18 protein-coding genes and 2 pseudogenes are annotated in these 22404 nt (G+C 54.0%); 14 read left to right on the top strand and 6 right to left on the bottom strand.

Annotated features, from left to right (window positions below; all coding sequences use genetic code 11):
• Positions 1-164 precede the first annotated feature (164 nt).
• Positions 165-620 (bottom strand): helix-turn-helix domain-containing protein, encoded by a 456-nt coding sequence (locus tag DMB82_RS13195; RefSeq protein WP_102118657.1) that lies wholly within the window; start codon positions 618-620, stop codon positions 165-167.
• Between the two features lie 66 nt (positions 621-686).
• On the opposite strand from DMB82_RS13195, the gene DMB82_RS13200 reads away from it, so the two are divergent.
• Entirely contained in the window at positions 687-1946 is a 1260-nt protein-coding gene (locus tag DMB82_RS13200) for an MFS transporter (protein ID WP_102118656.1), read from the top strand.
• Positions 1947-1957: 11 nt separating this feature from the next.
• On the opposite strand, the gene DMB82_RS13205 is transcribed toward DMB82_RS13200, so the two are convergent.
• The gene (locus tag DMB82_RS13205) at positions 1958-2308 is read right to left on the bottom strand and encodes an ArsR/SmtB family transcription factor (RefSeq protein ID WP_102118677.1); all 351 of its coding nucleotides are present in this window, start codon (positions 2306-2308) and stop codon (positions 1958-1960) included.
• Between the two features lie 52 nt (positions 2309-2360).
• Here DMB82_RS13205 and DMB82_RS13210 point away from each other — a divergent pair, with 52 nt between their 5' ends.
• On the top strand, positions 2361-3365 hold the full coding sequence (locus tag DMB82_RS13210) for a threonine ammonia-lyase (protein ID WP_116164023.1): 1005 nt from the start codon (positions 2361-2363) through the stop codon (positions 3363-3365).
• A gap of 135 nt (positions 3366-3500) precedes the next feature.
• On the opposite strand, the gene DMB82_RS13215 is transcribed toward DMB82_RS13210, so the two are convergent.
• Complete coding sequence (locus DMB82_RS13215; protein WP_102118654.1) at positions 3501-3941, bottom strand: winged helix-turn-helix transcriptional regulator; 441 nt, start codon at positions 3939-3941, stop codon at positions 3501-3503.
• A 102-nt stretch (positions 3942-4043) separates the two neighbouring features.
• Between DMB82_RS13215 and DMB82_RS13220 the strand changes: the two genes are divergently transcribed.
• The 3 genes from DMB82_RS13220 to yghU all read left to right on the top strand — a co-directional run bounded on the left by DMB82_RS13220 (position 4044) and on the right by yghU (position 6826).
• On the top strand, positions 4044-4655 hold the full coding sequence (locus DMB82_RS13220; RefSeq protein WP_102118653.1) for an NAD(P)-dependent oxidoreductase: 612 nt from the start codon (positions 4044-4046) through the stop codon (positions 4653-4655).
• Positions 4656-4894: 239 nt separating this feature from the next.
• On the top strand, positions 4895-5863 hold the full coding sequence (locus tag DMB82_RS13225) for an IS110 family RNA-guided transposase (protein WP_102119603.1): 969 nt from the start codon (positions 4895-4897) through the stop codon (positions 5861-5863).
• A 123-nt stretch (positions 5864-5986) separates the two neighbouring features.
• Complete coding sequence (gene yghU / locus DMB82_RS13230; protein ID WP_102118652.1) at positions 5987-6826, top strand: glutathione-dependent disulfide-bond oxidoreductase; 840 nt, start codon at positions 5987-5989, stop codon at positions 6824-6826.
• A gap of 119 nt (positions 6827-6945) precedes the next feature.
• Here the strand turns inward: yghU and DMB82_RS13235 are convergent, their stop codons facing one another.
• A complete protein-coding gene (locus DMB82_RS13235; RefSeq protein ID WP_116164717.1) occupies positions 6946-7917 on the bottom strand; it encodes a chemotaxis protein in 972 nt (323 codons plus the stop codon).
• Between the two features lie 1301 nt (positions 7918-9218).
• On the opposite strand from DMB82_RS13235, the gene DMB82_RS13240 reads away from it, so the two are divergent.
• Positions 9219-9956, top strand: coding sequence for a LuxR family transcriptional regulator (locus tag DMB82_RS13240; RefSeq protein ID WP_102118650.1), 738 nt, complete (start codon positions 9219-9221; stop codon positions 9954-9956).
• 16 nt (positions 9957-9972) lie between these two features.
• Here DMB82_RS13240 and DMB82_RS13245 read toward each other — a convergent pair whose 3' ends face one another.
• Together DMB82_RS13245 and DMB82_RS13250 are read right to left on the bottom strand one after the other, a co-directional pair.
• Entirely contained in the window at positions 9973-11745 is a 1773-nt protein-coding gene (locus tag DMB82_RS13245) for an ABC transporter ATP-binding protein (RefSeq protein ID WP_116164716.1), read from the bottom strand.
• Complete coding sequence (locus DMB82_RS13250) at positions 11745-13583, bottom strand: ABC transporter ATP-binding protein (RefSeq protein WP_116156253.1); 1839 nt, start codon at positions 13581-13583, stop codon at positions 11745-11747. Before DMB82_RS13250 ends, DMB82_RS13245 begins: the two co-directional genes overlap by 1 nt.
• Positions 13584-13799: 216 nt before the next feature.
• On the opposite strand from DMB82_RS13250, the gene DMB82_RS13255 reads away from it, so the two are divergent.
• The 8 genes and pseudogenes from DMB82_RS13255 (at position 13800) to DMB82_RS13285 (ending at position 22323) form a co-directional block, all read left to right on the top strand.
• On the top strand, positions 13800-14768 hold the full coding sequence (locus DMB82_RS13255; RefSeq protein ID WP_116164714.1) for a helix-turn-helix transcriptional regulator: 969 nt from the start codon (positions 13800-13802) through the stop codon (positions 14766-14768).
• A 112-nt stretch (positions 14769-14880) separates the two neighbouring features.
• Complete coding sequence (locus DMB82_RS13260; protein WP_102118646.1) at positions 14881-15303, top strand: hypothetical protein; 423 nt, start codon at positions 14881-14883, stop codon at positions 15301-15303.
• Positions 15300-16580 (top strand): MFS transporter, encoded by a 1281-nt coding sequence (locus DMB82_RS13265; RefSeq protein WP_116164712.1) that lies wholly within the window; start codon positions 15300-15302, stop codon positions 16578-16580. The genes DMB82_RS13260 and DMB82_RS13265 overlap by 4 nt, the downstream gene beginning before the upstream one ends.
• A gap of 208 nt (positions 16581-16788) precedes the next feature.
• The gene (locus DMB82_RS13270) at positions 16789-18798 is read left to right on the top strand and encodes a TonB-dependent siderophore receptor (RefSeq protein ID WP_116156256.1); all 2010 of its coding nucleotides are present in this window, start codon (positions 16789-16791) and stop codon (positions 18796-18798) included.
• Positions 18799-19068: 270 nt separating this feature from the next.
• Positions 19069-19821 (top strand): annotated as a pseudogene (locus DMB82_RS20685) (CDP-diacylglycerol diphosphatase); the annotation flags it as partial.
• Positions 19813-20445 (top strand): annotated as a pseudogene (locus tag DMB82_RS20690) (Rpn family recombination-promoting nuclease/putative transposase); the annotation flags it as partial. The pseudogenes DMB82_RS20685 and DMB82_RS20690, both read left to right, overlap by 9 nt.
• Positions 20446-20647: 202 nt before the next feature.
• Positions 20648-21490 (top strand): ATP-binding cassette domain-containing protein, encoded by an 843-nt coding sequence (locus DMB82_RS13280; protein ID WP_189645139.1) that lies wholly within the window; start codon positions 20648-20650, stop codon positions 21488-21490.
• Positions 21487-22323, top strand: a complete 837-nt coding sequence (locus DMB82_RS13285) for an ABC transporter ATP-binding protein (protein ID WP_116164708.1) — start codon at positions 21487-21489, stop codon at positions 22321-22323. Before DMB82_RS13280 ends, DMB82_RS13285 begins: the two co-directional genes overlap by 4 nt.
• The last annotated feature ends 81 nt before the right edge of the window (positions 22324-22404 follow it).

The following is a 22404-nucleotide window of genomic DNA, read 5'->3' on the forward strand; positions in this document are numbered from 1 at the left end:
AATGTCGTGGTTCTGCCTGACGTTGCTTTGATTCAGCACGACCCGAATGGCGGAAATTCTAGAGGAAAAAAGAGGGCATGAACAGAAATAAGAAACCGGTTGCATATCCGGTTTATGCGGTTCTGCCAGCCTAGAGACATTCGCCACGGATAGCGGATTACACGTTATTCTTTCGTCTTCTGAGGCACTTTTCGCGTGGCTGACTTGCTCGTTTGATTGCGCATCTGGCTCTTTCGATGCGTGGTCTCCACGAGTTTCCTGAACGTCGGACACGCCATATGCGATGGCGCAGAACAGTCGGCAACGTGCCGCAGCGTGTCACGCAATACCTTCAACTCCTGAATTTGCCGATCGATGTCGTCGGCCTTCTGATGCAGCGCGGCGCGGGGCAAATCCGGCACCCCATCCTTGTTAAACATGCCGGCGATTTCTTGTAGTGAAAATCCCGCCGATTTCCCCATCGTAATCAACCTGAGTTGCAGCAGCACGTCGGCAGGAAACTGCCGCCGAAGCCCATGGCGGGACACCGAAGCAATTAGCCCAATCTCTTCGTAATAACGCAGCGCCGAAGGCTTGATTCCACTCTTCTGCGCGATTTCGCCTATATCCAGAAATTTCATGCTTGACCTCAAGTCGACTTTAATTCGTAGCATGCTCTGGAACCCACATTCTGACAAGGATAAAAAATGACAATTAACCAACCGGGCGAACCAGAGCACGCCAAATCGGGGGTCACCCTCACACTGGCACTCGCAATACTGTCGGCCTCGCTGGGAACAAGCATTGCCAATATTGCCCTTCCGACGCTGACAGCCGTATTTTCAGCGCCCTTCGCGCAGGTGCAGGCCGTTGTCATCGCCTATCTTGCGGCCATGGCGCTTTCGGTTGTGATCGCGGGTCGTGTTGGCGATCGCTATGGGCTGAAACCCGTTTTTATTGCAGGTCTTGTACTCTTCGCCATCGCGTCGCTGCTGTGCGCCATTGCCCCCCAGCTGTGGTCGCTTATCGGGGCAAGAGCACTTCAGGGGATCGGTGCAGCCTTCCTGATGACGCTCGGTATGGCACTGCTGAGGCAAACAGCCGGTGAGAAGCATGTCGGGCGAGCAATGGGTATAGTGGGAACAGTATCCGCACTCGGTACCGCGCTTGGCCCTTCTGTCGGAGGGTTCCTTCTTGCGATAGCGGGATGGCGTAGCCTGTTCTGGATACAGATCCCGCTAGTCACGATCGTTCTGTTCATGGCCTTTGCTCTATTGCCAGCCACGCCAGTGAAGGAAAAAGCGTCGCCCTCAGGGGGATTGTCGTTGCGGAACACCACGCTGTTGTCGAATCTCACGATCAATGCGGCCGTCACCGCCGTTATTATGACGACGTTAATCGTCGGCCCCTATTATCTTGGCTTGGGTCTTGGACTGAAGGAAACGCTGGTGGGACTGGTGATGGCCATTGGCCCTGCCGTTGCGACCTTTAGCGGGATTCCATCAGGGCGATTGGTTGATACCTGGGGGTTTGGACAGGCACTCATCGTCGGACTCACCCTCGTGATTGCTGGCACCTTTATGCTGGCGATCCTGCCCAATCTGCTCGGCGTCACGGGATACATTCTTGCCATTATTGTCCTGACGCCGGGCTACCAACTCTTTCAGGCGGCCAACAACACCGCCACCCTTGCCGAGGTTCCCGGAAACCAGCGCGGTACCGTCTCTGGCCTGCTTAACCTGTCGCGCAATATTGGGTTGATTGTCGGTGCCTCGATCATGGGGCAGGTTTTCGCTTTGGGTGTCGGTACGGAAGATTTTGCCCATGCCGCCCCCACTTCCCTCGCACATGGCATGCAGCTGACCTTCTTTCTGGCTGGCGGTATGGTGCTTGCCGCCCTTGTCTTCACCCGTCTGCCAAGCTGGGCTGCGCGGGCTCACTCAGCTAAGTCTCAGGGGAAGCGATGACGGCTAACCGCCTATTCTGACGGTTTATGTTGACGCGAGGCAACCTTTGCAAGCTCAGACAATACCGAGGTTGCCTCGTCTAAGCGCTCAGGGACGAGCTTGTAGAACACCCAGTTTTTGATGCGTTTCGATGTGACAATCCCAGCTTTCGAAAGATATTGAAGATGGCCGGTGACGGTCGGCTGGCTCAGGCCGATCTTCTCGGTGATAAAACCGACACAGACCCCATCGTTAACCAGATCCCCGTCCTGCTGTTCCGGGAAGTGCGCGCGGGGATCGGCCAGCCATTCCAGAATGATGAGCCGTTGCTCATTGCCGAGCGCTCGCAGCACATCGGCAGTTGTCGTCACACGCTTGTTCATATAGCCAAACACCTATATAGTTATTTCCATATACAGTTGATAGGAGAATACTATGACAAGCAAACACCAAAGGGCAACCGACTCTGTAACGCTGAAGGACATTTACGCCGCGTCTCAGCAGATCAAAGCAACAATACGCAGAACACCGCTAGACCACTCGCAGGAATTATCCGCTCTTGTTGGTGCAGAAATTCGACTCAAAATGGAAAACCTTCAGCAGACCGGTAGCTTCAAACTACGGGGGGCAGCAAACGTTCTTGCCAACCTGGATGCAGAACAGCGACGCGTTGGCGTCATCGCCCCAACGGCAGGAAACCACGGGTTAGGACTCGCCTATGCTGGGCAGGTCGCAGGCATCCCCGTAACCATCTTTTTGCCACGCGCGGCAGATCCCATGAAGGTCGCAGCCATGAAAGGCTGTGGCGCACGCATTACGTTCTTTGATGACATAGAAGAAGCGAGGCAAGCAGCTATCGCAGCGGCGCAGCAGTCAGGTGCTGCCTTCGTTTCTGCCTACGACAACCCACATATGATTGCAGGCGGTGGCACTGTCGGTCTTGAAATCATGGAAGACTGGATGGATGCAGAGATCATCCTGGTGAACATCGGCGGTGGCGGGCTCATCTCAGGAATTGCGACAGCGGCCAAAGCAATCAATCCCGCGATCGAAGTATGGGGCATACAAAGTGAAGCGAGCCCAACGTTCACCCGCTGGAAAGAAGCGGGTGAAACGATTCCCGTCGATCTGGCCTCCTCCATCGCCGAGGGCTTGAGTGGCTATATAGAGCCCAGCGCGATGACCTGGCCGCTGGTTCGCGATCGCGTCGATCGTGTGCTCACCGTCTCTGAAGACGAAATCAAAGCTGCGATGCTGTCAATGCTCGATCTGCATCGCCATGTCGTCGAGCCTTCAGGGGTGCCCGCTGTCGCGGGAGCCATTCGCTACGCGAAAGAAATTGGCGGAAGCAAAACCGTCTGCGTCATCACCGGCAGGAACATCTCAAGCCAACGCTATCTCACGCTGCTTAATGAGGCGACAGCCGACGTAAACCGGTAGGACAAGCGCCTCTTTGCTGGGCAACCTGCGGGAGGTGCTATAGCATAAATTCGTAATGCGAGCCGTCCGGCAGTTCAACATCCCGGTTCTTGCATTAGATTGGAAAGAGCCATTGATTAAGCGTCAAATGGCCGTTCAAGCATTGTTTTGTCTGGCCTGACGGCGAGAGCGGCAAATTTCGGCATGGTTCTTATCAGCCCACTGAATCAACAACTGCATGGGTTGCAAAAAGGAGTGCCCTAATGGTGTCAGCGTGTATTCCACGCGCGGGGGAACTTCCGCATAGATCGTCCGATGTATGAACCCATCAGCTTCGAGTCGTTTTAGCGTGCGTGACAGCATCTGACGCGAAATATCGTCGATATGGCGATGTAATTCATTAAAACGCAGCGTCTGTTGCGCCAGCGCTTCTAGTATTAACAAACTCCACCGATCGCCGATGCGATCCAGCACATCACGGATCGGGCAAGGATGATCAAACGCGGAATCGTTGGGGTTTTCCGCTGGCGATGTTTTTTGGCTAACCGCGTCATCGTTGAGGGTGTCATTAGTCATTGTTATGTGACCTGGTTGCATACCGGTGACTTCTTGTGGAGAGAAAGTCGGGAATGTACCATCCAGATTCTCTATAGTCTATTTTTGTTACTTAGTCCCAAAACAAGAGAATAAGGAGTCTACATGTCACATATCGCTCTCATTGGCGCCTCAGGCGATGCCGGTTCGCGCATTCTTAAAGAATTATCGGACCGTGGGCATACGGTGACCGCCATCGCACGCTCGCCAGAAAAAATTGCTTCACTGCCGAACGTTACCGCTAAGCAGGGTGACGCGCTGGACAAAGATGCGCTGGTCGCATTATTCAAAGGATATGACGTCGTGGTCAGCGCCGTTAAATTTGGTTCGTCCGATCCGGCTACCCTGATTGCAGCCGTTAAAGCCGCAGGCGTGAAACGCTATCTGGTCGTCGGCGGCGCGGGGAGCCTTGAAGTTGCACCCGGCCAGCGCCTGATCGATCAACCAAACTTCCCTGATGCTTATCGTCCTGAGGCCTCTCGCGGCGCAGCCTTTCTCGACTTGTTAAAACAGGAGAAAGATCTTGATTGGTCATTCCTCTCACCGTCCGCCGAATTTGTTCCGGGCCAACGCACAGGCACCTTCCGCCTCGGCAAAGACACGCTGCTGAGTAACGATAAAGGCAGTAGCATTTCCTTCGAAGACTATGCCATTGCGCTGGTTGATGAAATTGAAAATCCGGCACACTCTCGTCAGCGCTTTACCGTCGGCTATTAAGCCTTGATGGCGATCCGTACATTGATTTCTTCCCTTAGCAATGTGCGGATCTCGCGTTATACCCTTGTATCTTGAAGTTTAGGTATTATTGACAATGTAGGTTTGGCACGGTTCATGTAGCCTGGTTTACCCTGGGGTTTCTAAGCCCGTTATTTAGCTCATTGCGCATGAACCGCGTCACTCATCTGAAACCCGTACAGTTGTTTGACCTCATTTCGTATTTGCAAGGAGGGGTAAAAATGAGTCTGCCAAATTTACTTCACATCGGCATTGATGTTTCCAAAGCCTCCCTCGATGTCGCTATCGGTTCCGCATTGCCGCCCTTTTCCGCCAGGAATGACCTCGATGGCTTTGACGCTATTCTGGCTGAACTGGCAAAACATCCTGTTTCCCTTATCCTCATGGAGGCTACTGGTGGCCTCGAAGCCCCACTCGCTTGTTCGTTACAAGCCGCTGGGTTTGAGGTCGTGGTTATCAACCCACGTCAGGCCAGAGACTTCGCGCGGGCCATGGGATACCTCGCCAAAACCGACACGATTGATGCCAAAGCCTTGGCTATGATGGCCGAGGTCATCGACCGTCATCCTGAGCGCGAACGTTTTATTCAACCGCTGCCAGACCCTCAACGTCAGGCTCTGGCGGCTCTCGTCACTCGCCGACGCCAACTCGTGACCATGCTTGTCGCTGAACGTAACCGCCTTACTCAGGCTCATCCTCAGGCTCGTAAGAGCATAAAAACGATTATTGATGCGCTGAAACACGAGCTGGCTCGCATAGACCACGACATGAACAGGCATGTTCAGATTCACTTCAGCGCCTTGTCCGGTTTACTCAATAGCGTCAAAGGCGTCGGAACCACGACCACCGCTACGTTGCTGGCAGAGATACCCGAACTGGGAAAACTCTCGCGCCGCGAGATTAGTGCGCTGGCAGGCGTCGCGCCCCTCAATCGGGACTCTGGCAAAATGCGGGGCAAGCGGACAATATTTGGTGGTAGGGCCCACGTCCGTAGCGTGTTGTATATGGCAACGTTGGTCGCGACTCGGTTTAATCCGGTGATTCACGCGTTTTATACGCGTCTCGTGACGGCGGGCAAACCGAAAAAAGTCGCGCTGGTTGCCTGCATGCGCAAACTTCTGACTATTCTGAACGCTATGCTCAAAACGGGTAAGGAATGGGATGCGTCTTTTCACCTGATTACCTCATGAAAAATAGTGTTCAAGACAGTTGCTAAATAAGTAGAGATAGCACAGAACGGTATCAGCGAGCTGCGTGAGTTTGTTATGGTATTGACTTAACTCGCTCTCTTTTCATGCATAAGGAGTTTTTGAATGGCTACCTCCCCAACGTATGTGCCGCCAAAAGTCTGGCAGCCGGCCTCTTCCGGCGGTGCTTTTGCCAATATTAACCGTCCGATAGCTGGCCCAACGCACGAAAAAGCGCTGCCCGTTGGCAAACATCCGCTTCAGCTTTACTCGCTGGCAACGCCAAATGGCGTGAAAGTGACAATCATGCTGGAAGAGCTGCTGGCGCTGGGCCATTCAGGTGCCGAGTACGATGCCTGGCTGATTAAGATAGGCGATGGCGATCAGTTCTCCAGCGGGTTTGTCGATGTCAATCCGAACTCCAAAATCCCGGCGCTGCTTGACCAAAGCGGCGAAAAACCGATTCGCGTGTTTGAGTCCGGCTCCATTCTGGTGTACCTGGCAGAGAAATTTGGTGCGCTGCTGCCGAATGACCTCGCCACGCGCACCGAAACCCTGAACTGGCTCTTCTGGCAGATGGGTTCCGCCCCTTACGTTGGCGGTGGATTCGGCCATTTCTACGCCTACGCGCCGGAAAAATTTGAATACCCGATCAACCGTTTCACGATGGAAACCAAGCGTCAGTTGGATGTGCTCAACCGTCAACTGGCGGAGAACCACTATCTGGCCGGCGACAACTATACGATTGCCGATATTGCAGTTTGGCCGTGGTACGGTGGGTTGGTACAAAACACACTTTATTCCGCCGGAGAGTTCCTGTCCGTACACGACTATACGCATGTAAAACGCTGGGCCGACGAGATTGCTGCCCGCCCGGCGGTAATCCGTGGTCGCAAGGTCAACCGTACCTGGGGCGAAGAATCTGAGCAGGTCGCCGAGCGCCATCAGGCAGCCGATCTGGATTAATCTTCTGCCGCCTGCCGAGCAATGCTGGCGGTATTCAACAACTAAAAAAATCGGCCTTTGGCTTCTCCCGTTAAGGAGGAAGCAAAGGCCGAATAGGGGTAATACGCGCGATTGACGAATTAGCGGCGTACTTTCACTTTATTCAGCACCGTCTGAATCGCCGTCGACAGCTCATTGATCTCGAATTTCGCGACGTAAGCATCTGCGCCAACATTGCGTACGTGATCTTCGTTCGCGCTACCGGACAGCGAAGAGTGGATCACGACAGGAATATTCTTCAGATATTCTTCACGCTTGATGTTTCTTGTCAGCGTAAAGCCATCCATTTCCGGCATTTCCAAATCGGTCAGTACAAGCGAAATCTTATCCGAGATAGGTCGGCCTTCTGACTGTGCTTCTTGCGCAATTTGTCGAATCTTGTTCCAAGCATCCTGTCCGGTGACGTGCATACTAAACGGAATACCCATCTGGGTTAGCCCCTGCTCAAGCAACGAACGAGCAACTTTGGAATCTTCCGCCACAATCGCAATCGCACCTGGCGTATAAGGGTAAATTTTATCTTCTGTGCTCTTGAGCTTGGTTTCGCGCTCGCCAGGAATGATATCAAACAGAATCTGTTCAACATCCAGCACCAGTGCCAGACGGTTGCTGTCTTTGTCGTTATCAAGACGCGCGATACTGGTGATATAGGAACCGCTCACGCCCGCTTCAGCGGTCAAAACCTGACTCCACTCCAGACGAACGATATCGTCGACTGACTCCACGGCGAATGCCTGCGTACTACGTGCATACTCCGTGATAAGGAGAATATTCAGACCGGTTTCTGATGAACTGCCAACCACAGCTGGAAGATCGATAACGGGAATGATTTGTCCACGAATGTTGACCATACCCAGCATTGGCGATTTCATGCCAGCCGCTTTGGTCAGCGTAGGCATTGGCACTATCTCACGCAGTTTAAACACGTTGATGCCAAACAGCTCGGATTTGCCACCTTCAGGTGATTTGCCCAGCTGGAATAACAAGAGTTCAAATTTATTAGCAGAGGTGAGGTTTGTTCTCTCATCAATTTCTTTTTGAAAATTATCCATGTTTTCCTCAGTGCGAGTCATTGTCATTATAGGTATACCGTAACAAGGCAACATTCGAGATGTGAGCAAACAGGAACCAACATCCGACCGCTCCACTGTACGTAATAGTCGTGTTCTTCAATCTTATCCAGCGTCAAACGTAAATATTTGTTAAGTGTGTCAGACTTATCATCCAACGATGCTAATGATCGGACCAGTAGACGGATATCAACCCTCTTCAGTATAACAGCCAGCTAGCATCTTTAAGGTACAGGCCACATTCCCTGAATCATTAATATCGGCAGAATTTGCCAACACCTTATCCCAAATCGTGACAGAAATGTTGCCTGAGAAGAAAACCTCACACCGCTCTTGACACCGCAGTCAGAAAAAACCGAAAACATACCGTACGGTTCAGTTTTAATTTTACAAAAATGGTGTGTCAACGTCGTACAGTCGGCCACGAGTGAGCAACATCCCCTCCCTTTTCTGAGTCGCTGTTCCGTACATGTAAATACCGCCCAGATTGGCCATTAGCAGGCTTTAAGAATCTGGATAAAACGAGGAAGTGAGTGCTGAAATTTACGCGTTGGTATAACGACGAGCATAAGCGCAGACAATTGAGGTTCGTCACGCCGCATCAGCGATATACTGGTCAAAATGTGTAGATATTAGCGCAGCGTAAATCGGTCAATGGTGGCAACTAGCTTGAAAAACGCCGAAGGGGAGAAAGACATGACGATGAACAGCAACGGACGACGGGGTTGATAAGCGAAAACGGATTATTTACTATCCAGCGCCGAATAGCGGCATATCTAAATAATTCGAATTACAGGACAAAACGTTGTCGTTTTGCACAACGCTAAGCGTTGACCCGTAGGGCAACGCAGTGAATCCTCTGGAGCTTACTTCAGTAAGTGACTGGGGTGAGCGAGGACAAATCGGCTTAGCTGATTTGAACGCCGCTTGCGGCGGCCCTCTTGGGCGAGGCTCAAAGATGAGCCGAGTATTGCCAACGCATATGCAATTTGAAGTATGACGGGAGAACTGAATTTAGGGCGCGTGGTTTGATACCACACCCCCTAAATTCAGTAGACAGAACAGAAACAAAATTATGGGTAATTCCCTGGGTTGGCAAATCAATTTGTAACAATTTTTTTAAAATTTACTGTCTTGAATTTTTTATAAATTGCCCTGTTCATGAAAAAATTATAAGTGATATCATGGGGTAACAGTAGTTAGACTTAGGTATAGGTCAGCACTATACTTTTAGGATGCCATCTATATCATGGATACTTTCTCGCTTTTATTGAGGCCGTTACATGTCTGTATTTTGCTCTGACAATGAAATTATCAATAACACGATAAAAAGCTATCTTGGCCGAAAATTAAAGCAGTATGGCGACCTGAAATACGCCTACATGATCATGAACAAGAAGAACCCGTCTCAGGTTGTGATCATCTCAAATTACCCGCAGGAATGGGTTAATACCTATAAAGAAAATAATTATCAGCATATCGATCCGGTTATTTTAACGGCGATAAATAAAGTCTCGCCGTTCTCCTGGGAAGACAACATCGTTATTAACTCTAAGCTGAAGTTCTCCAAGATTTTTAATCTGTCAAAAGAGTACGACATTGTTAATGGCTACACCTTTGTCTTGCATGACAACAATAATAATCTGGCGGCGTTATCGATTATGTTTGAAGAACACGCGCCAACAGATATGGAAAATACTGTTGAGGAAAACAAAGACAAACTGCAAATGCTGCTCATCGCCGTTCATGAGAAAATCACCACGCTTTACAAAGAGATGGCGCAAAGCCCGCAGAGCAAAAAGCAAGGTGACAAAGAGATTTTCTCCCAGCGTGAAAACGAAATCCTTTACTGGGCCAGCATGGGAAAAACTTACCCAGAAATTGCGCTGATTCTGGATATCAAAATCAGCACCGTGAAATTTCATATTGGCAATGTGGTAAAAAAACTCGGCGTGCTGAATGCCAAACATGCCATTAGACTGGGCGTAGAATTACAGCTTATCAAGCCTGAACCCTTATAATCCCATCAAGTCTATTTCACCTTAGTGAAATAGACTGCTGTGCGTTCCACAACGCGCGATAACGGCCTTCAGCATGCAGTAATTCACTATGTGTTCCCAGCTGGGAAATCCCCCCATTCTCGACAACCAGAATTCGATGTGCCCCCACAATGGTCGATAATCGATGTGCGATGACAATAACCGTCTTGTCCTGAACCAGCCTGTCAATCGCCCGCTGTACGGCGAGTTCACTTTCGGTATCCAACGCCGCCGTCGGTTCGTCCAGAATCACAATCGGCGCGTCCTTTAGTAATGCCCGAGCAATCGAAATACGCTGCCGTTCACCGCCGGATAACCTGCCACCGATATCACCCAGCCGTGTTTGCCATCCCTGCGGCAACCGTTGAATAAATGCCAGACACTGCGCGGCGTCCGCAGCCTGCTCAACCTCGGCATCGCTGGCATCCGGCCGCGCCATCCGAATGTTCGCCAGCACTGAATCATCAAACAGATAGACATCCTGAAACACCACGGAAATCAGTTTGTTCAATTCACGCGTTGGAATACAGCGGATATCCACGCCGCCGATACACACGCGTCCATGTTGAGGATCCGTATGGCGCATGAGCAGTCGCGTTATTGTCGTTTTCCCCGAGCCTGACGGCCCGACCAACGCCGTCATCCCCTTTTCCGGCAGCACGATATCGACGCTATCGAGCACCGCCTCAGCCTCGTTGGCATAGCGAAAACTCACTTGCTCGAACGTAATCGCATACGTTGTCGGCATCTCGACAGGCTGATGTACGGGAAGCGGTTCAATCGCCAGCAGATCGTCAATGCGATGCAGCGCCGTATTAATCAATTCCAGCACAGCCGTATAGCTGACAAACGTCGCTAGCGGTTCAGAGAACCGCACCACCATCACCATCATCGCAGCGATGATGGCTATATCCCACGCGCCCACCACAACGCCGCTGATACCAAAAATCAGCACACCTTGCAGGCCCAATTCCACGACGCTGGCGACCACCGCACCGGGTTTGGCACCGCGGCGGTGAGCCGACGTTTGTATCTGCTGTAGATGCTGAAAACGCTGACGCAGTGCCGACGTGCGTTCAGCCTGCTGACAGCTGGTTCTCAGGACGGCAAGCCCCTGCACATATTCCACAATATCGGCGCTGGTTTGCTGATTCGCCTCCGCCAGCGCCTGCATCGTGTGCGCAAATGCCGGTCGCCTCCAGCGATAAAGCAGCGCGATGGCGGGAAAGATCAGCAGCAGACTCATGCCTAATCGCCATTCCACCAGCAGCATGACGAGCGCTATCACGATAGGCGTTACGATAGCCAGCAGCAGTTGGTTGACTATCGCCAGCATATAGTTCAGGTTCTCATCCACGCTGCCCAGCAGCAGCGCGTTAATGTCCCCCGCCCGCGCGGACTGGAGCGTGGTTAACGGCATGTTCCGCAGTTGTTCCCCCAAACGCATACGCAGCTCATGGGTCGCTGCCGCAAGCTGCCCGCGATATTCAAACCCTTGTCCATACCAGCGCAGCACCAGCGTCAACAGACTTAGGATCGTCATGATCGCCAGCCACATCGCTATCTCGTGGGAAGCCGCCGCGTGGGTGAACACAGACAGCAGCGGAAACAGGCACGCCAGCGCCAGCCCCTGCGCAACAGCCGCTGCCAGCAGACTTAAGCAACACCGACGGAACAGCCGAGACTGTGAACCCGTCACCCGCTCCAACTGACGATACGTGTGCCACCATGCGGATAACTGCATCGTTATGACGGTATGGTTTTTGTTCATCACGCGCGATCTCCCGACTGTCCGTTGCTCAACGATGTGCTGCACGGTGCGTGGCCTAGCGCCCAGTTCTGCGCCTGCTCATAGTGTCGCCACAGTTCGCTATAGCGGCCTTGTGCTGCCAGCAGTACGTCATGACGACCCGATTCGCTCAGCCTTCCACGGTCGAAGACCACGATCTGGTCAGCATCGCGGATCGTCGACAGGCGGTGCGCCACCATGATGACCGTTTTACCCTGCATCAGGACGCCAAGCGCTGCCAGCAGCGCCGCCTCGTTTTCCGGGTCGGCAAACGCCGTCGGTTCATCCAGCACCAGAATCGGTCGGTTATGCAACAGCGCCCGCGCAATCGCGATACGCTGGCGCTGTCCGCCGGACAGGAACTGACCACGCTCACCGGCCAGCGTGTCGTAACCCTGCGGTAGCGCCATGATAAAATCGTGCGCCTGCGCCGCCGTCGCGGCGGCAACCACCTCTTCCATACTTTTTTCAGGCAAGCCGAGCCGGATGTTATTAGCGATGGTGTCCGCAAACAGGAAGGATTCCTGAAAAACAAACGACACCTGCTGCATAAGCGTGGCGGTTTTCATCTGCCGGATATCAACGCCGCCAATCAAAATGCACCCGGCCGTCACATCCCAAAAGCGGGGAATGAGCCGCGCCACGGTGGTTTTCCCTGCGCCAGACGCCCCTACCAGCGCCGTGACCGATCCGGCTGGCACCTGAAAACTAACGTCCTCCAGTACCCAGTCACTCGCGTGCTGGTCGTAGCGGAAACTGACCTGCTCAACGCTCACGCTGGCATCGGCAGGCAAGGCATCACTTTCCGCTTCCGGCAGCGGCGACAACGCCAGCACGTCCTGAATCCGGCTGATGCTCAATCGGGTTTTCGCTACCATATGGTTCAGCGCCATCATCGGCATGACGGCCTCCGCCATGCCATTACCAAGCAGTAGCACGGCAACCCACAGGCTGAAATCAAGCTCGCCGGCGTGATAGAAACCGTAGGCCACCCAGCACAGCACCAGCAGCGTTGGAAGCGGATTAAGCACCGCGAAGGAGAAACGCGCCGAGAAACCTGCCTGCTGATACCAGCGCGTAAGCACGTCCAGATAATTTTCCAGTGCCTGCTGGTAGCGCCCAAACGTTGAGGCCCCCGTATCGAAGGTGCGCACCACCGGCATTGCCTGCACAAATTCGATCACCGCGGTGCTGACGTCTTCCCGCGCCTGGTTATAGCGCTGGTTCATCTCGCCGGCATTGCGCATCGCCAACCTCAACACCACGGCTCCGATGACCAGCACCAGCAAGGCCGCCAGTGCCAGACGCCAGTCCAGCCAAAACAGCAACGCGCCCGTACATAGCGGTGCTACGAAGGCACGGGCATAGAGCGGCGTGCTGTCTGCCACAAACAGGTGCAGCGCTTTGACATCATCCTGCACGATCTTCGCCAGCGAACCGGTGCCGAGACGCTGCACCTCACCCAGCGGGATCCGCGCCAGTTGTTCCGCCAACGCGCTGCGAATCTGATTCTCCAGCCGAAACGCAGCGTAGTGAGACTGATTAAAGGCCAGCAGACGCAGCAGATAGCTGGCACACAGGCACAGCAACGCTCCGACGATCGTCAACAGCGGCCATGACGCGGGTTGCACGATCAGCAGTTGGATACTCCACGCCAGAAAAAGCAGAAATGCGATGCCAGCCAGAACCGACAGCCCCGACAGGCACATCGCCAGACGAATCTGCCCTCTTACGGGATGCATAATGTGCCAGGCTCGGTTCTGTGACGTAGAAGGCGGCGTGGCAGCGGATGAACCGCGCTCAACAGCGGAATGTGGCATAGTTGTTCTCTTTTCTCCTTCCCGCACAGTCGCCTTACCCGTAACGCAAGCAAATCAACTCGACGGCGGCAATAAAGTCAGGAATAATAACTATTCTCAATTGCATATCTACCCGATTCGAGCCGATTTCTACCCGAATCGGTACGGGTTGCTGTCATCAACTGCGGTGCGATGATCGTCCGATGACCGCACCCCGTCTCTTCAGGAGTCTGTCCATTGAATGCCTCCCCACTGAAAGCCGAAAGCGAGCCTGAAGTCACCCTTTCGAATTTGATCGCTGAACTGCACGTCATGCGGCCGGATACTGGTGCGGACTGTAGCCTGCTGCGCGCTACGCTTCAGGAAGGGCTGGATATTCTGGTGTGGCGCGGACAGTTCCGGCAGCCCACCACCATGCATTTGCACGACGACTGGGGACGCATCAATTTTTCCTGTTCGTTGCAGGGGGATTCACAATTTGCCCTGAAAGGCGATCGGGGACGGGAACATGTACTGAAGCAAGGGGCGGGTTGTATTAGCTATACCCCGGACTGTCAGGGTACGTCATCCTACGCCGGACAGTTTAAAAGCGTCACGGTGTCGCTGAGCCCTGAGTTACTGGCTAGCTGGGTGCCGGATCTCACCGGTAACCTGCAACAGCAGCTGGATTCCGGCCGGCTCTGCACCCACTGCGACTGCAATGCCGAAATGCGGGCAACCGCGCAAGTGTTAAGCCACGCGCTGTCCAGCCTGACGCACCCGCAGCAGGCCGGTGAAAACCGTCATGCGCCGCTGTGGTTACTGGGGCAAAGCATGATTCTGGTGAGTCTCGCCGTCGCCGGACATGCCGACGCGGTTCCCCAGCAAGACGCGCTCAGCCTGGCCGATCGCCAAAAGCTGCTGCGGGCCAAAGATCTGCTGCTGGCGGATCTGTCACAGGCTCCGACTATCGCCATGCTCTCCAGAGAAACCGGATTAAGCGTACTCAAGCTGAAACGTGGATTCCGTCAACTCTTCAATAACAGTATCTATGGGTTATTTCAGGCCGAACGTATGCACGAGGCGCGGCGTCGGCTGTTTGTCACAGGCGCGCCCGTCATGGTGGTCGCCACCGATCTGGGCTATGCCAACGCCAGCCACTTTAGCGCCGCCTTCCAAAAGCAGTTCGGCGTCACGCCTTCTGCTTTCAAACGCCTGAACATTTAGTCGTAGCCAACGTCCCCGTTCATCCCGATACGGGTACAAATAGACTGGATTCGGGTAGCGCCGCAACAGCGAATGATTATCATTTTCTCCATAATAAGCCGGAGAAACTACCATGCTCAATTCCATTGCAACGCCACATCCTTTCCTTGATACAGACGCCTGGCCGGTGGTCTTCTTACACATGCCGGAACAGGTGCCCGACGAGGAATCCGCGGGTTATATGGCGCAGATCGCTCGGTTGTATGCCGCGCAAGAACGCTTTGTACTCTGTATGACGGGTGCCGATCTGCCCCATCGCTCCCCTGTTTTTATGAATGCTTATCTTCAGTGGACGCGCGATAACGTCAGCCTGCAACAACAATACTGTGCGGGTGCGATTCGTATCGAAAGCGACGAAGCCCAAAGGCAAAAGTACGTAGAATGGGCGGAGAACTGGGCGCAGTCTGGGCAGGCGCCGTATGCCTATTTTGTCGTCGCCACCTCGCCTGAAGCACAGGCGCTGGCGATAATGCTGCTGGATCGCGACAAACCATGACGCACAACCCGATAACACGCTATCTGCCCTATTGGTGTTTCTACCTCCATCAGGGCATGATCACCGCCCTCATTATGCAGGGCGTAGCAGGCTATTTTCGCCATGCTGGGCTGGATCTGGCGCAATTAAGCTGGCTGTCGCTGACCTTTCTGCCGTGGATTGCCAAGTGCCTGTGGGCACCGTGGGGTGAGCGTCACACCCTCCCTCTGCGTGGTAATCCCTATTTAGGCAGTCTGGTGCTACTCCAGATCGCGATGGCGGCGACGCTGGTCGTGATTGGCGTCATCTCCCCCGAGCACTCTGTTCTGACTATCATCATTGCGCTGATGTTGCTGGCATTGCTCTCCGCCAGCCACGATATCTATGCCGACGGCATCACGATCTGCACCACTAACGCGTCCAGTCGCGCGCTGGCGAATACCGCACAGGTCGGCGGCAGCTATCTGGGTATTCTATTCGGCTCTTATGCGTTCCTGAGTATTGCGGAACAGGCGGGATGGCGAGGCGGCTTCTTCGCGCTGGCGGGGCTATCGCTGCTGATGCTCATCTTGCCGCTGCGCTATATCCAACAATCCCCTATTCAGCACAGCCAGACTTTGGATCGTCAGAGTCCGGATCGTCAGAGTCAGCAAGCCGCACGCCCGACGCTAAATCGTCTGACGTTTAAAGCACTCTGGCCGGCATTAACCTTCACGGCCATTTTCTATCTGGCAATGCGCGGCATGATGGCGCTACAAACCGTCATGCTGATCGACAGACAGCTTAGCCTGAGCCAATTGGGTATCGTCATGACCGTGTACAGCACCGCCGTCAGCGGCGTAGGGATTGTGCTCGCCAATGCTCTGATTCGACGCATGGGCGCACTGCGCTGCCTGCTGCCCGTGATGGTTGTGCACGCTCTGCTCGCCAGTGTGCTGGCCGTCGGCTACCCGCGGTATTCATTGAACGCCTGGATCGCGCTTTTTGGCGTGGTCAATCTGGCTGCCGCCGTCGGGTTTGTCACGCTATACAACGTCCTGATGGGCTTAGTCAGACCGCATCAGCCCGCTTCCGACTATGCGCTGTTTCAATCGACCGATGCGGCTGTCGCCATGATCGTGTCGATTGCTGCGCTTCAGTTAGCGCATCACACGAATTATCAGACCACGCTAGGCGTACTGGCCTGCTTCGCAGTCGCCAGCCTGTGGCCCGCCAAGCGGCTATCTGTACGGCTTTCCCGCGCGTTTTCAGAGGGAACGTCCCCCGGTGTTGCAAACCAACAGGGACAGGATTCATGACGGGGAGAACGTGCAGGACATCTGCTGTATTCGGGTTGAAATAGACCCGATACGGGTAGCTCAAAAAATGCAAACGATTATCATTTAACTTTCATCATTCTCTGTCTCACACGCTTTCCGTATCGTAGCTTTCCGTATCGTAAAAAAGCGTGTCGTGATGAAAGCCGTTGCCTTTGACATCGATTTTAGTCTTTTCAGGGATTTAATAATGAAAATAATGCGTCTTTATCCGCTTGCCTTAACTGGCGTGTTTCTCTCTTCTTATGCCTTTGCCGCTCAGGACGATACGCTTGTTGTCACCGCCAGCAAACAGTCGCCGTATTCTGCCTCGGCCAATAACGTCTCTTCCACCGTCGTGACGGCACCGGAGCTGAAAGACGCTGGTGTCACCAGCACCGATAAACTCACTCGTGTGATGCCCGGCCTGAATCTCGGCAATAACGGTAGCCTGCTGTTTCCGTCAATCTCACTGCGCGGTGTGTCCTCGGCACAGGATTTCTACAGCCCAGCCGTGACCGTCTACGTGGACGGCGTACCGCAGCTCGCCACCAACACCGTGCAGGCACTCTCCGATGTGGAAAGCATCGAAATGCTGAGAGGCCCACAGGGAACGCTGTACGGTAAAAGCGCTCAGGGTGGCATTATCAATATCGTCACTCAGCAACCGGACAGCACGCCGCGTGGCTATGTCGAAGGCGGCGTCGCCAGCCGTGACGGCTATCACGGCAAAATCAACCTCAGCGGCCCCATTCAGGATGGCCTGCTATACGGTAGCGTCACGCTGCTGCGTCAGGTCGATTCGGGCGCGATGACTAACCCTGCTACCGGCAGCGACAATCTCGGCGGGACAAAATCCAGCGTCGGGAATCTTCGACTGCGGCTGGCACCCGATGATCAGCCGTGGGAAACCAGTCTGGCGCTGACGGAAGACTGCTCGCGCGCCACGCAGGATACCTACCTGCCGTTTGGTGATGCAAAAAACCGGACACTGGAGATCGCCGCGGGTGCCCCCGACCCGACATTGCGCCGCTGCACACACAGCCAGTCGCTGAGCGGAAAATACACCACCGATAACTGGATTTTTAGCCTGATCGGCGCATGGCAACAGCAGAATTACGCGCGCACCTTCCCGAACGGTACGCGAATTGCCGACATGCCGGAGCGCTGGAATCAGGACGTACAGGAGCTGCGTGCCGCGACACACGGCGCAGGCCGCGAAGTGGATATGGTGTTCGGTCTTTACCGACAGAACATGCGTGAAAAACTCGATCTAACCTATATTCAGGCGGGTTCTCCGTTTATGAAGAGCAATGCCAACACGTCGTCGGAGACCTTAGCCGCCTACAGCGATCTGACCTGGCACCTGACCGACCGCATCGATCTGGGCGGCGGGCTGCGCGTGTCACACGATAGAGCCGAAACCCGTTACCACCAGCAGTTCTCAGGTATGAACGTAGGCGACCGCAATAGCGTCGATGACGATCAGGTACTGGGGCAGCTCTCCGCCAGCTATCTGCTGAATAATGATTGGCGTGTCTATACTCGCATCGCGCAGGGCTACAAGCCAACAGGCTTTAACTACTCACCTGCCGCCGGCACACAAGCCATTCCGTACAGCGCAGAGAAATCGATTAACTATGAAATCGGCTCGCGCTATCAGAGTGGCGATGTGCAGCTTCAGGGCGCGGTGTTCCACACCCATACGCGTGATATGCAGCTGTATTCCGGCCCGGTCAGTATGCAAACGCTCAGCAACGCAGGCAGTGCCGACGCTAGCGGCGTAGAGATGATGCTGAAGTGGCAGTTCGTTCCCAACTGGTCATGGGATATCAACAGCACCTATGTCCGTTCTGAATTTACTGGCGACAGCGAGAGCTATCAGGATAAACGCGTGCCCTTCGTACCGCGCTACGGGGCTGGCACCAGCCTGAACGGACTGATTGACACCTCATTTGGTGCGTTGATGCCGCGTCTGGCCTTCAATGTGGTAGGGCCGCACTACTTCGATGGTGATAACGCATTGCGTCAGGGCACCTATACCACGACTGACCTGCGTCTCAGTTGGCAGGCTACCGATCGGGTAAATATTGCAGGCTATGTGGATAACGTCTTTGACCGTCGCTATCGCACCTTTGGCTTTATGAGCGGCACATCAGGCTACGCGCAGGTCAATGAAGGCCGAACCGTTGGCGTAGACGTGCGGGTAGATTTATTCTGATTTCTATTATCGGTATTCGTACCGTAGAAACCTGTCGGGATGGTGTTCAGCCATCCCGATAGCATCGCATTGAATGCCTTTTATCCCCATCTCCTAAGGGTTAACCTACCGTCTCTCACCCTTACAATCCGTTACCGATTAGGATGTCTCCTTGCACCAAAGTCATATTAATGACATTACCCCTGCCCCATACTGCTGGCTTATCACTGAATTCTCATGCCCCGTTTTTCCCTGCTATTTTGTGCCTCGTGCGCCTGCCGGAGACCCGTCATGAAACGTAACACGATCCTGATCTTCACGGTTTCTGCCATCATTTTACTCGCAGCAGCCACAACAATAGGGTGGAAAGTTGGTCGGGGAAACAGCAATGCGCTGTGGGAGATCGTCAGCGAACAATGCGTGCCCAATCAGCAACGCAACGGCAAACCGGCCCCCTGTCTAGAGGTTAATCTGGCAGAGGGCTACGTGCTCTTCGATGACAGAAACGGTCCCTATCACGACCTGTTGCTCCCAACGGATAAAATCAGCGGCATCGAAAGCCTTGAACTCTTGCAGCAAAACGTACCTAATTTCTTTATGCAGGCGTGGGATCGACGCGGCCATCTTTCACGTGAAGCGGGCAAACCGATCAAAGATGATTACCTCTCGCTGGCAATAAACTCACGCTATGGACGCACGCAAAACCAGCTGCATATCCACATTGCCTGCCTGCGCCCGGAAATTTATCAAACGTTGAATCAGCAATTCCCGACGCTCTCTGCCGACTGGAAAACGCTGCCGGTGAAAATCAACGGGCACATCTATCTGGCAAAAACGCTCACGGCGAACGAACTGACGCAAAGCGATCCATTCAAAACACTCGATCGCTACGCCCAGCCGCGGAATGAATCTATCGGCAAATACGGCCTTGCGATGGTCTCCACGCCAGCAGGCGAAAAGGTGCTGCTCGCCAGCAGTCTTGACGTGTTCAATATGAGCCTCGGTTCTGTAGAGGAAATTCAGGATTTTTCCTGTGCGCTGGCTGCTATGCAGCAGCACCTCTCTCAAGGTCACGATACGTTGCCGCTCGTCGTTCCTTTACTGTTTTATCACGGCCAGCGTAGCCCTTATCCCTATACGCTGCGCTGGCTCGACGGTTTTGCTGACGCTATTCAGGCAGAAAAACTCTACAACGCTCCCTTTCCTTTGGTTGACCTCACGGTGATACCAGATGAGGACATCAAGACGCATCGCCGCGTGGCGCTGTTGGAACTGGTGCAAAAACACATTCGCACGCGAGATATGCTGGAACTGGCGCAGGATATCGGGCTATTATTTGAGCGCTGGCAGGTACCACTGCCGCAAAAAAGAGCAATACTGTTTTACATCGCGCGGAGCGGCAACACCTCAAGGCCGGCAGAGTTTATTGAGGCCGTCGCGCAGTCTCTGTCAACGGATCGGGAGGCGATCATGACCATCGCACAGCAGCTTGAGAAAATCGGGTTTGAAAAAGGCATCAAGCATGGCATGCAGCAAGGTATGAAAGCCAGTGCTCGAAACATTGCTCGCCAGCTTTTGCTCAGCGGCATGGAGCCCGCTCAGGTCAGCCAGATTACTCAGTTAAGCGCGACGGAACTGGCGCAGCTTGTTGACTCATCGAATGAGTAGGCTCTAAAAATACAACGCCACGAGATAGTCCGCACTTCCCTACGGTTTATTCTTTATCCCCTCTTTTTCATCATCGACGCGGCCAGCTAAGGCTGCGTCGCGGTGCCAATTTATACGCTCTGGATCACATTTTCTTTGCACCACGTCGTTGTAATTTGTTATGTTATTACATATCGATTTACACTGGCACTATACGTTATCCATGATTAACCGGAACAGACACACAGACGCCATTCTTCAGGTAGAAAACCTGAGCCTGTCTATGGGCGGTGAAACCAAAGTCAGCGATATCAGCTTTACGCTGTTCGCAGGTGAACGAGTCTGTTTGCTCGGTGCGTCCGGTTCTGGTAAATCCCTCACCGCCAAAACAGTCATCGGCACACCGCCGTCGGGCTGCCAGATTAGCGGCCGTATTCGGGTGAATGGCGAAGAGGTCAGTCAGTTGAAAGCACTGGCACGCCCATCGGTTAGCCGCGTTTCGGCCGTGTTCCAGGACTCAGCAACGGCGCTTAATCCTCTCATGCCGTTGGGAAAACAACTGTCTCTGGCGTTGAAAATCCCCTCTTCCTCTGAGCTTTCTGCACTTCTGGCTGCCATGAAGCTGGATGATATTCCCAACCTGCTGCAACGCTATCCTGCCGAACTGTCCGGTGGCCAGCGCCAGCGCATTTGTATCACCCTCGCCCTACTCGGCAAGACACGCCTGCTGGTGGCGGACGAACCGACAACCGCGCTCGATGTCATTACCCAGAAGCAGGTATTGCAGGTCTTACTGGAACGTAGCGCGCAGCCGGATGCTCCCGCCCTGCTGTTTATTACACATGATATCGCCGTTGCCGCCCAACTCTGCCAGCGTGGCCTGGTGATGGAAAACGGGCGAGTCATTGAATCCGGCAGTATGCAGCAACTACTGAATGCACCACAGCAGCCGTATACCCGCAGTCTGGTCGCTGCCGCGCGTCGCGCTGACACGCTTTTATCTGACAATGTGTTACTGACGACGAAGGTATTGCCTTCAGCCGTTGCCGGAGCACTTGCCGGATGAACCGCCACCTGCACGCGGTTTCCTCACCGTTTTTAAGCCTTGAGCACGTCAGCCGCTATCGCCAGACGTCACGTTTGCCGTGGCAAAAGGCCGATCCCGCCAGTGCCATTTTTCACGACCTATCGCTGAACCTGCAACAGCACGAACGCGTCGGGCTGGTTGGTGCCTCCGGCTGTGGTAAATCCACGCTGCTAAAAACCCTGCTCGCGCTTGAAGCGCCGGAAAGTGGCGCGGTGTACTGCGACGGCAACCTGATTAAACCCGGTTCAGTGCGTTCGCTGCTCTGGTATCGCCGCCGCGTTCAGTACATTCCGCAGGATCCGGCAGGCTCGCTCGCGCCACGTCAGCGCATCGCCGATCTCCTCATCGAGCCGCTGAAGCGACTCCGCCCCGATGAGAACCGTCATGCTAATGGAAACCATTCTGCCCGTCTGGGCGAAATCATGGATCAGGTAGGACTGAGCGTCACGCTTCTGGATAAGGTCGCCGGGCAGCTTTCCGGGGGACAGGCACAGCGTGTCGCGCTGGCACGAGCGCTGATTGTTCGACCCGAGTTTTTACTGGCGGACGAGCCCGTCAGCGGTCTGGACTTGCCGCTGCGTGAACAAATTAAAGCCCTGCTTCAGCAGGTCACCGAACAAAACAAAATGGGCTTGCTGATGGTCTCGCACGATATTTCCATGCTCGCCGGGCTGTGCGACAGGATGCTGGTCATGGACGGCGGACGTATTATTGAAGATCGCCCCACAGCCGAGGTGCTGGCTTCGCCGCAGCAGGCGCACACTGCTCATCTGTTGCAGGCCGTCCCCGCGCTATCTACGTCAGGCTATTAGCTCGCTGAAAACACGCTTTTTACCATAAAATATCGCATCAATAACACCTTCCCCCATAACGGGCTTTTTATAACGGATCAT

The organism is Pectobacterium aquaticum (assembly GCF_003382565.3).
Taxonomy (GTDB): Bacteria; Pseudomonadota; Gammaproteobacteria; order Enterobacterales; family Enterobacteriaceae; genus Pectobacterium; species Pectobacterium aquaticum.

Bases quoted from the DNA above. Each gene is read 5' to 3' on its own strand.
- DMB82_RS13205 (WP_102118677.1), bottom strand. From the start codon at position 2,308: ATGAACAAGCGTGTGACGACAACTGCCGATGTGCTGCGAGCGCTCGGC.
- DMB82_RS13220 (WP_102118653.1), top strand. From the start codon at position 4,044: ATGTCACATATCGCTCTCATTGGCGCCTCAGGCGATGCCGGTTCGCGC.
- DMB82_RS13245 (WP_116164716.1), bottom strand. From the start codon at position 11,745: ATGAACAAAAACCATACCGTCATAACGATGCAGTTATCCGCATGGTGG.
- DMB82_RS13265 (WP_116164712.1), top strand. From the start codon at position 15,300: ATGACGCACAACCCGATAACACGCTATCTGCCCTATTGGTGTTTCTAC.
- DMB82_RS13240 (WP_102118650.1), top strand. From the start codon at position 9,219: ATGTCTGTATTTTGCTCTGACAATGAAATTATCAATAACACGATAAAA.
- DMB82_RS13250 (WP_116156253.1), bottom strand. From the start codon at position 13,583: ATGCCACATTCCGCTGTTGAGCGCGGTTCATCCGCTGCCACGCCGCCT.
- DMB82_RS13260 (WP_102118646.1), top strand. From the start codon at position 14,881: ATGCTCAATTCCATTGCAACGCCACATCCTTTCCTTGATACAGACGCC.
- DMB82_RS13215 (WP_102118654.1), bottom strand. From the start codon at position 3,941: ATGCAACCAGGTCACATAACAATGACTAATGACACCCTCAACGATGAC.
- DMB82_RS13210 (WP_116164023.1), top strand. From the start codon at position 2,361: ATGACAAGCAAACACCAAAGGGCAACCGACTCTGTAACGCTGAAGGAC.
- DMB82_RS13235 (WP_116164717.1), bottom strand. From the start codon at position 7,917: ATGGATAATTTTCAAAAAGAAATTGATGAGAGAACAAACCTCACCTCT.
- DMB82_RS13270 (WP_116156256.1), top strand. From the start codon at position 16,789: ATGAAAATAATGCGTCTTTATCCGCTTGCCTTAACTGGCGTGTTTCTC.
- yghU (WP_102118652.1), top strand. From the start codon at position 5,987: ATGGCTACCTCCCCAACGTATGTGCCGCCAAAAGTCTGGCAGCCGGCC.
- DMB82_RS13225 (WP_102119603.1), top strand. From the start codon at position 4,895: ATGAGTCTGCCAAATTTACTTCACATCGGCATTGATGTTTCCAAAGCC.
- DMB82_RS13200 (WP_102118656.1), top strand. From the start codon at position 687: ATGACAATTAACCAACCGGGCGAACCAGAGCACGCCAAATCGGGGGTC.
- DMB82_RS13195 (WP_102118657.1), bottom strand. From the start codon at position 620: ATGAAATTTCTGGATATAGGCGAAATCGCGCAGAAGAGTGGAATCAAG.
- DMB82_RS13280 (WP_189645139.1), top strand. From the start codon at position 20,648: ATGATTAACCGGAACAGACACACAGACGCCATTCTTCAGGTAGAAAAC.
- DMB82_RS13285 (WP_116164708.1), top strand. From the start codon at position 21,487: ATGAACCGCCACCTGCACGCGGTTTCCTCACCGTTTTTAAGCCTTGAG.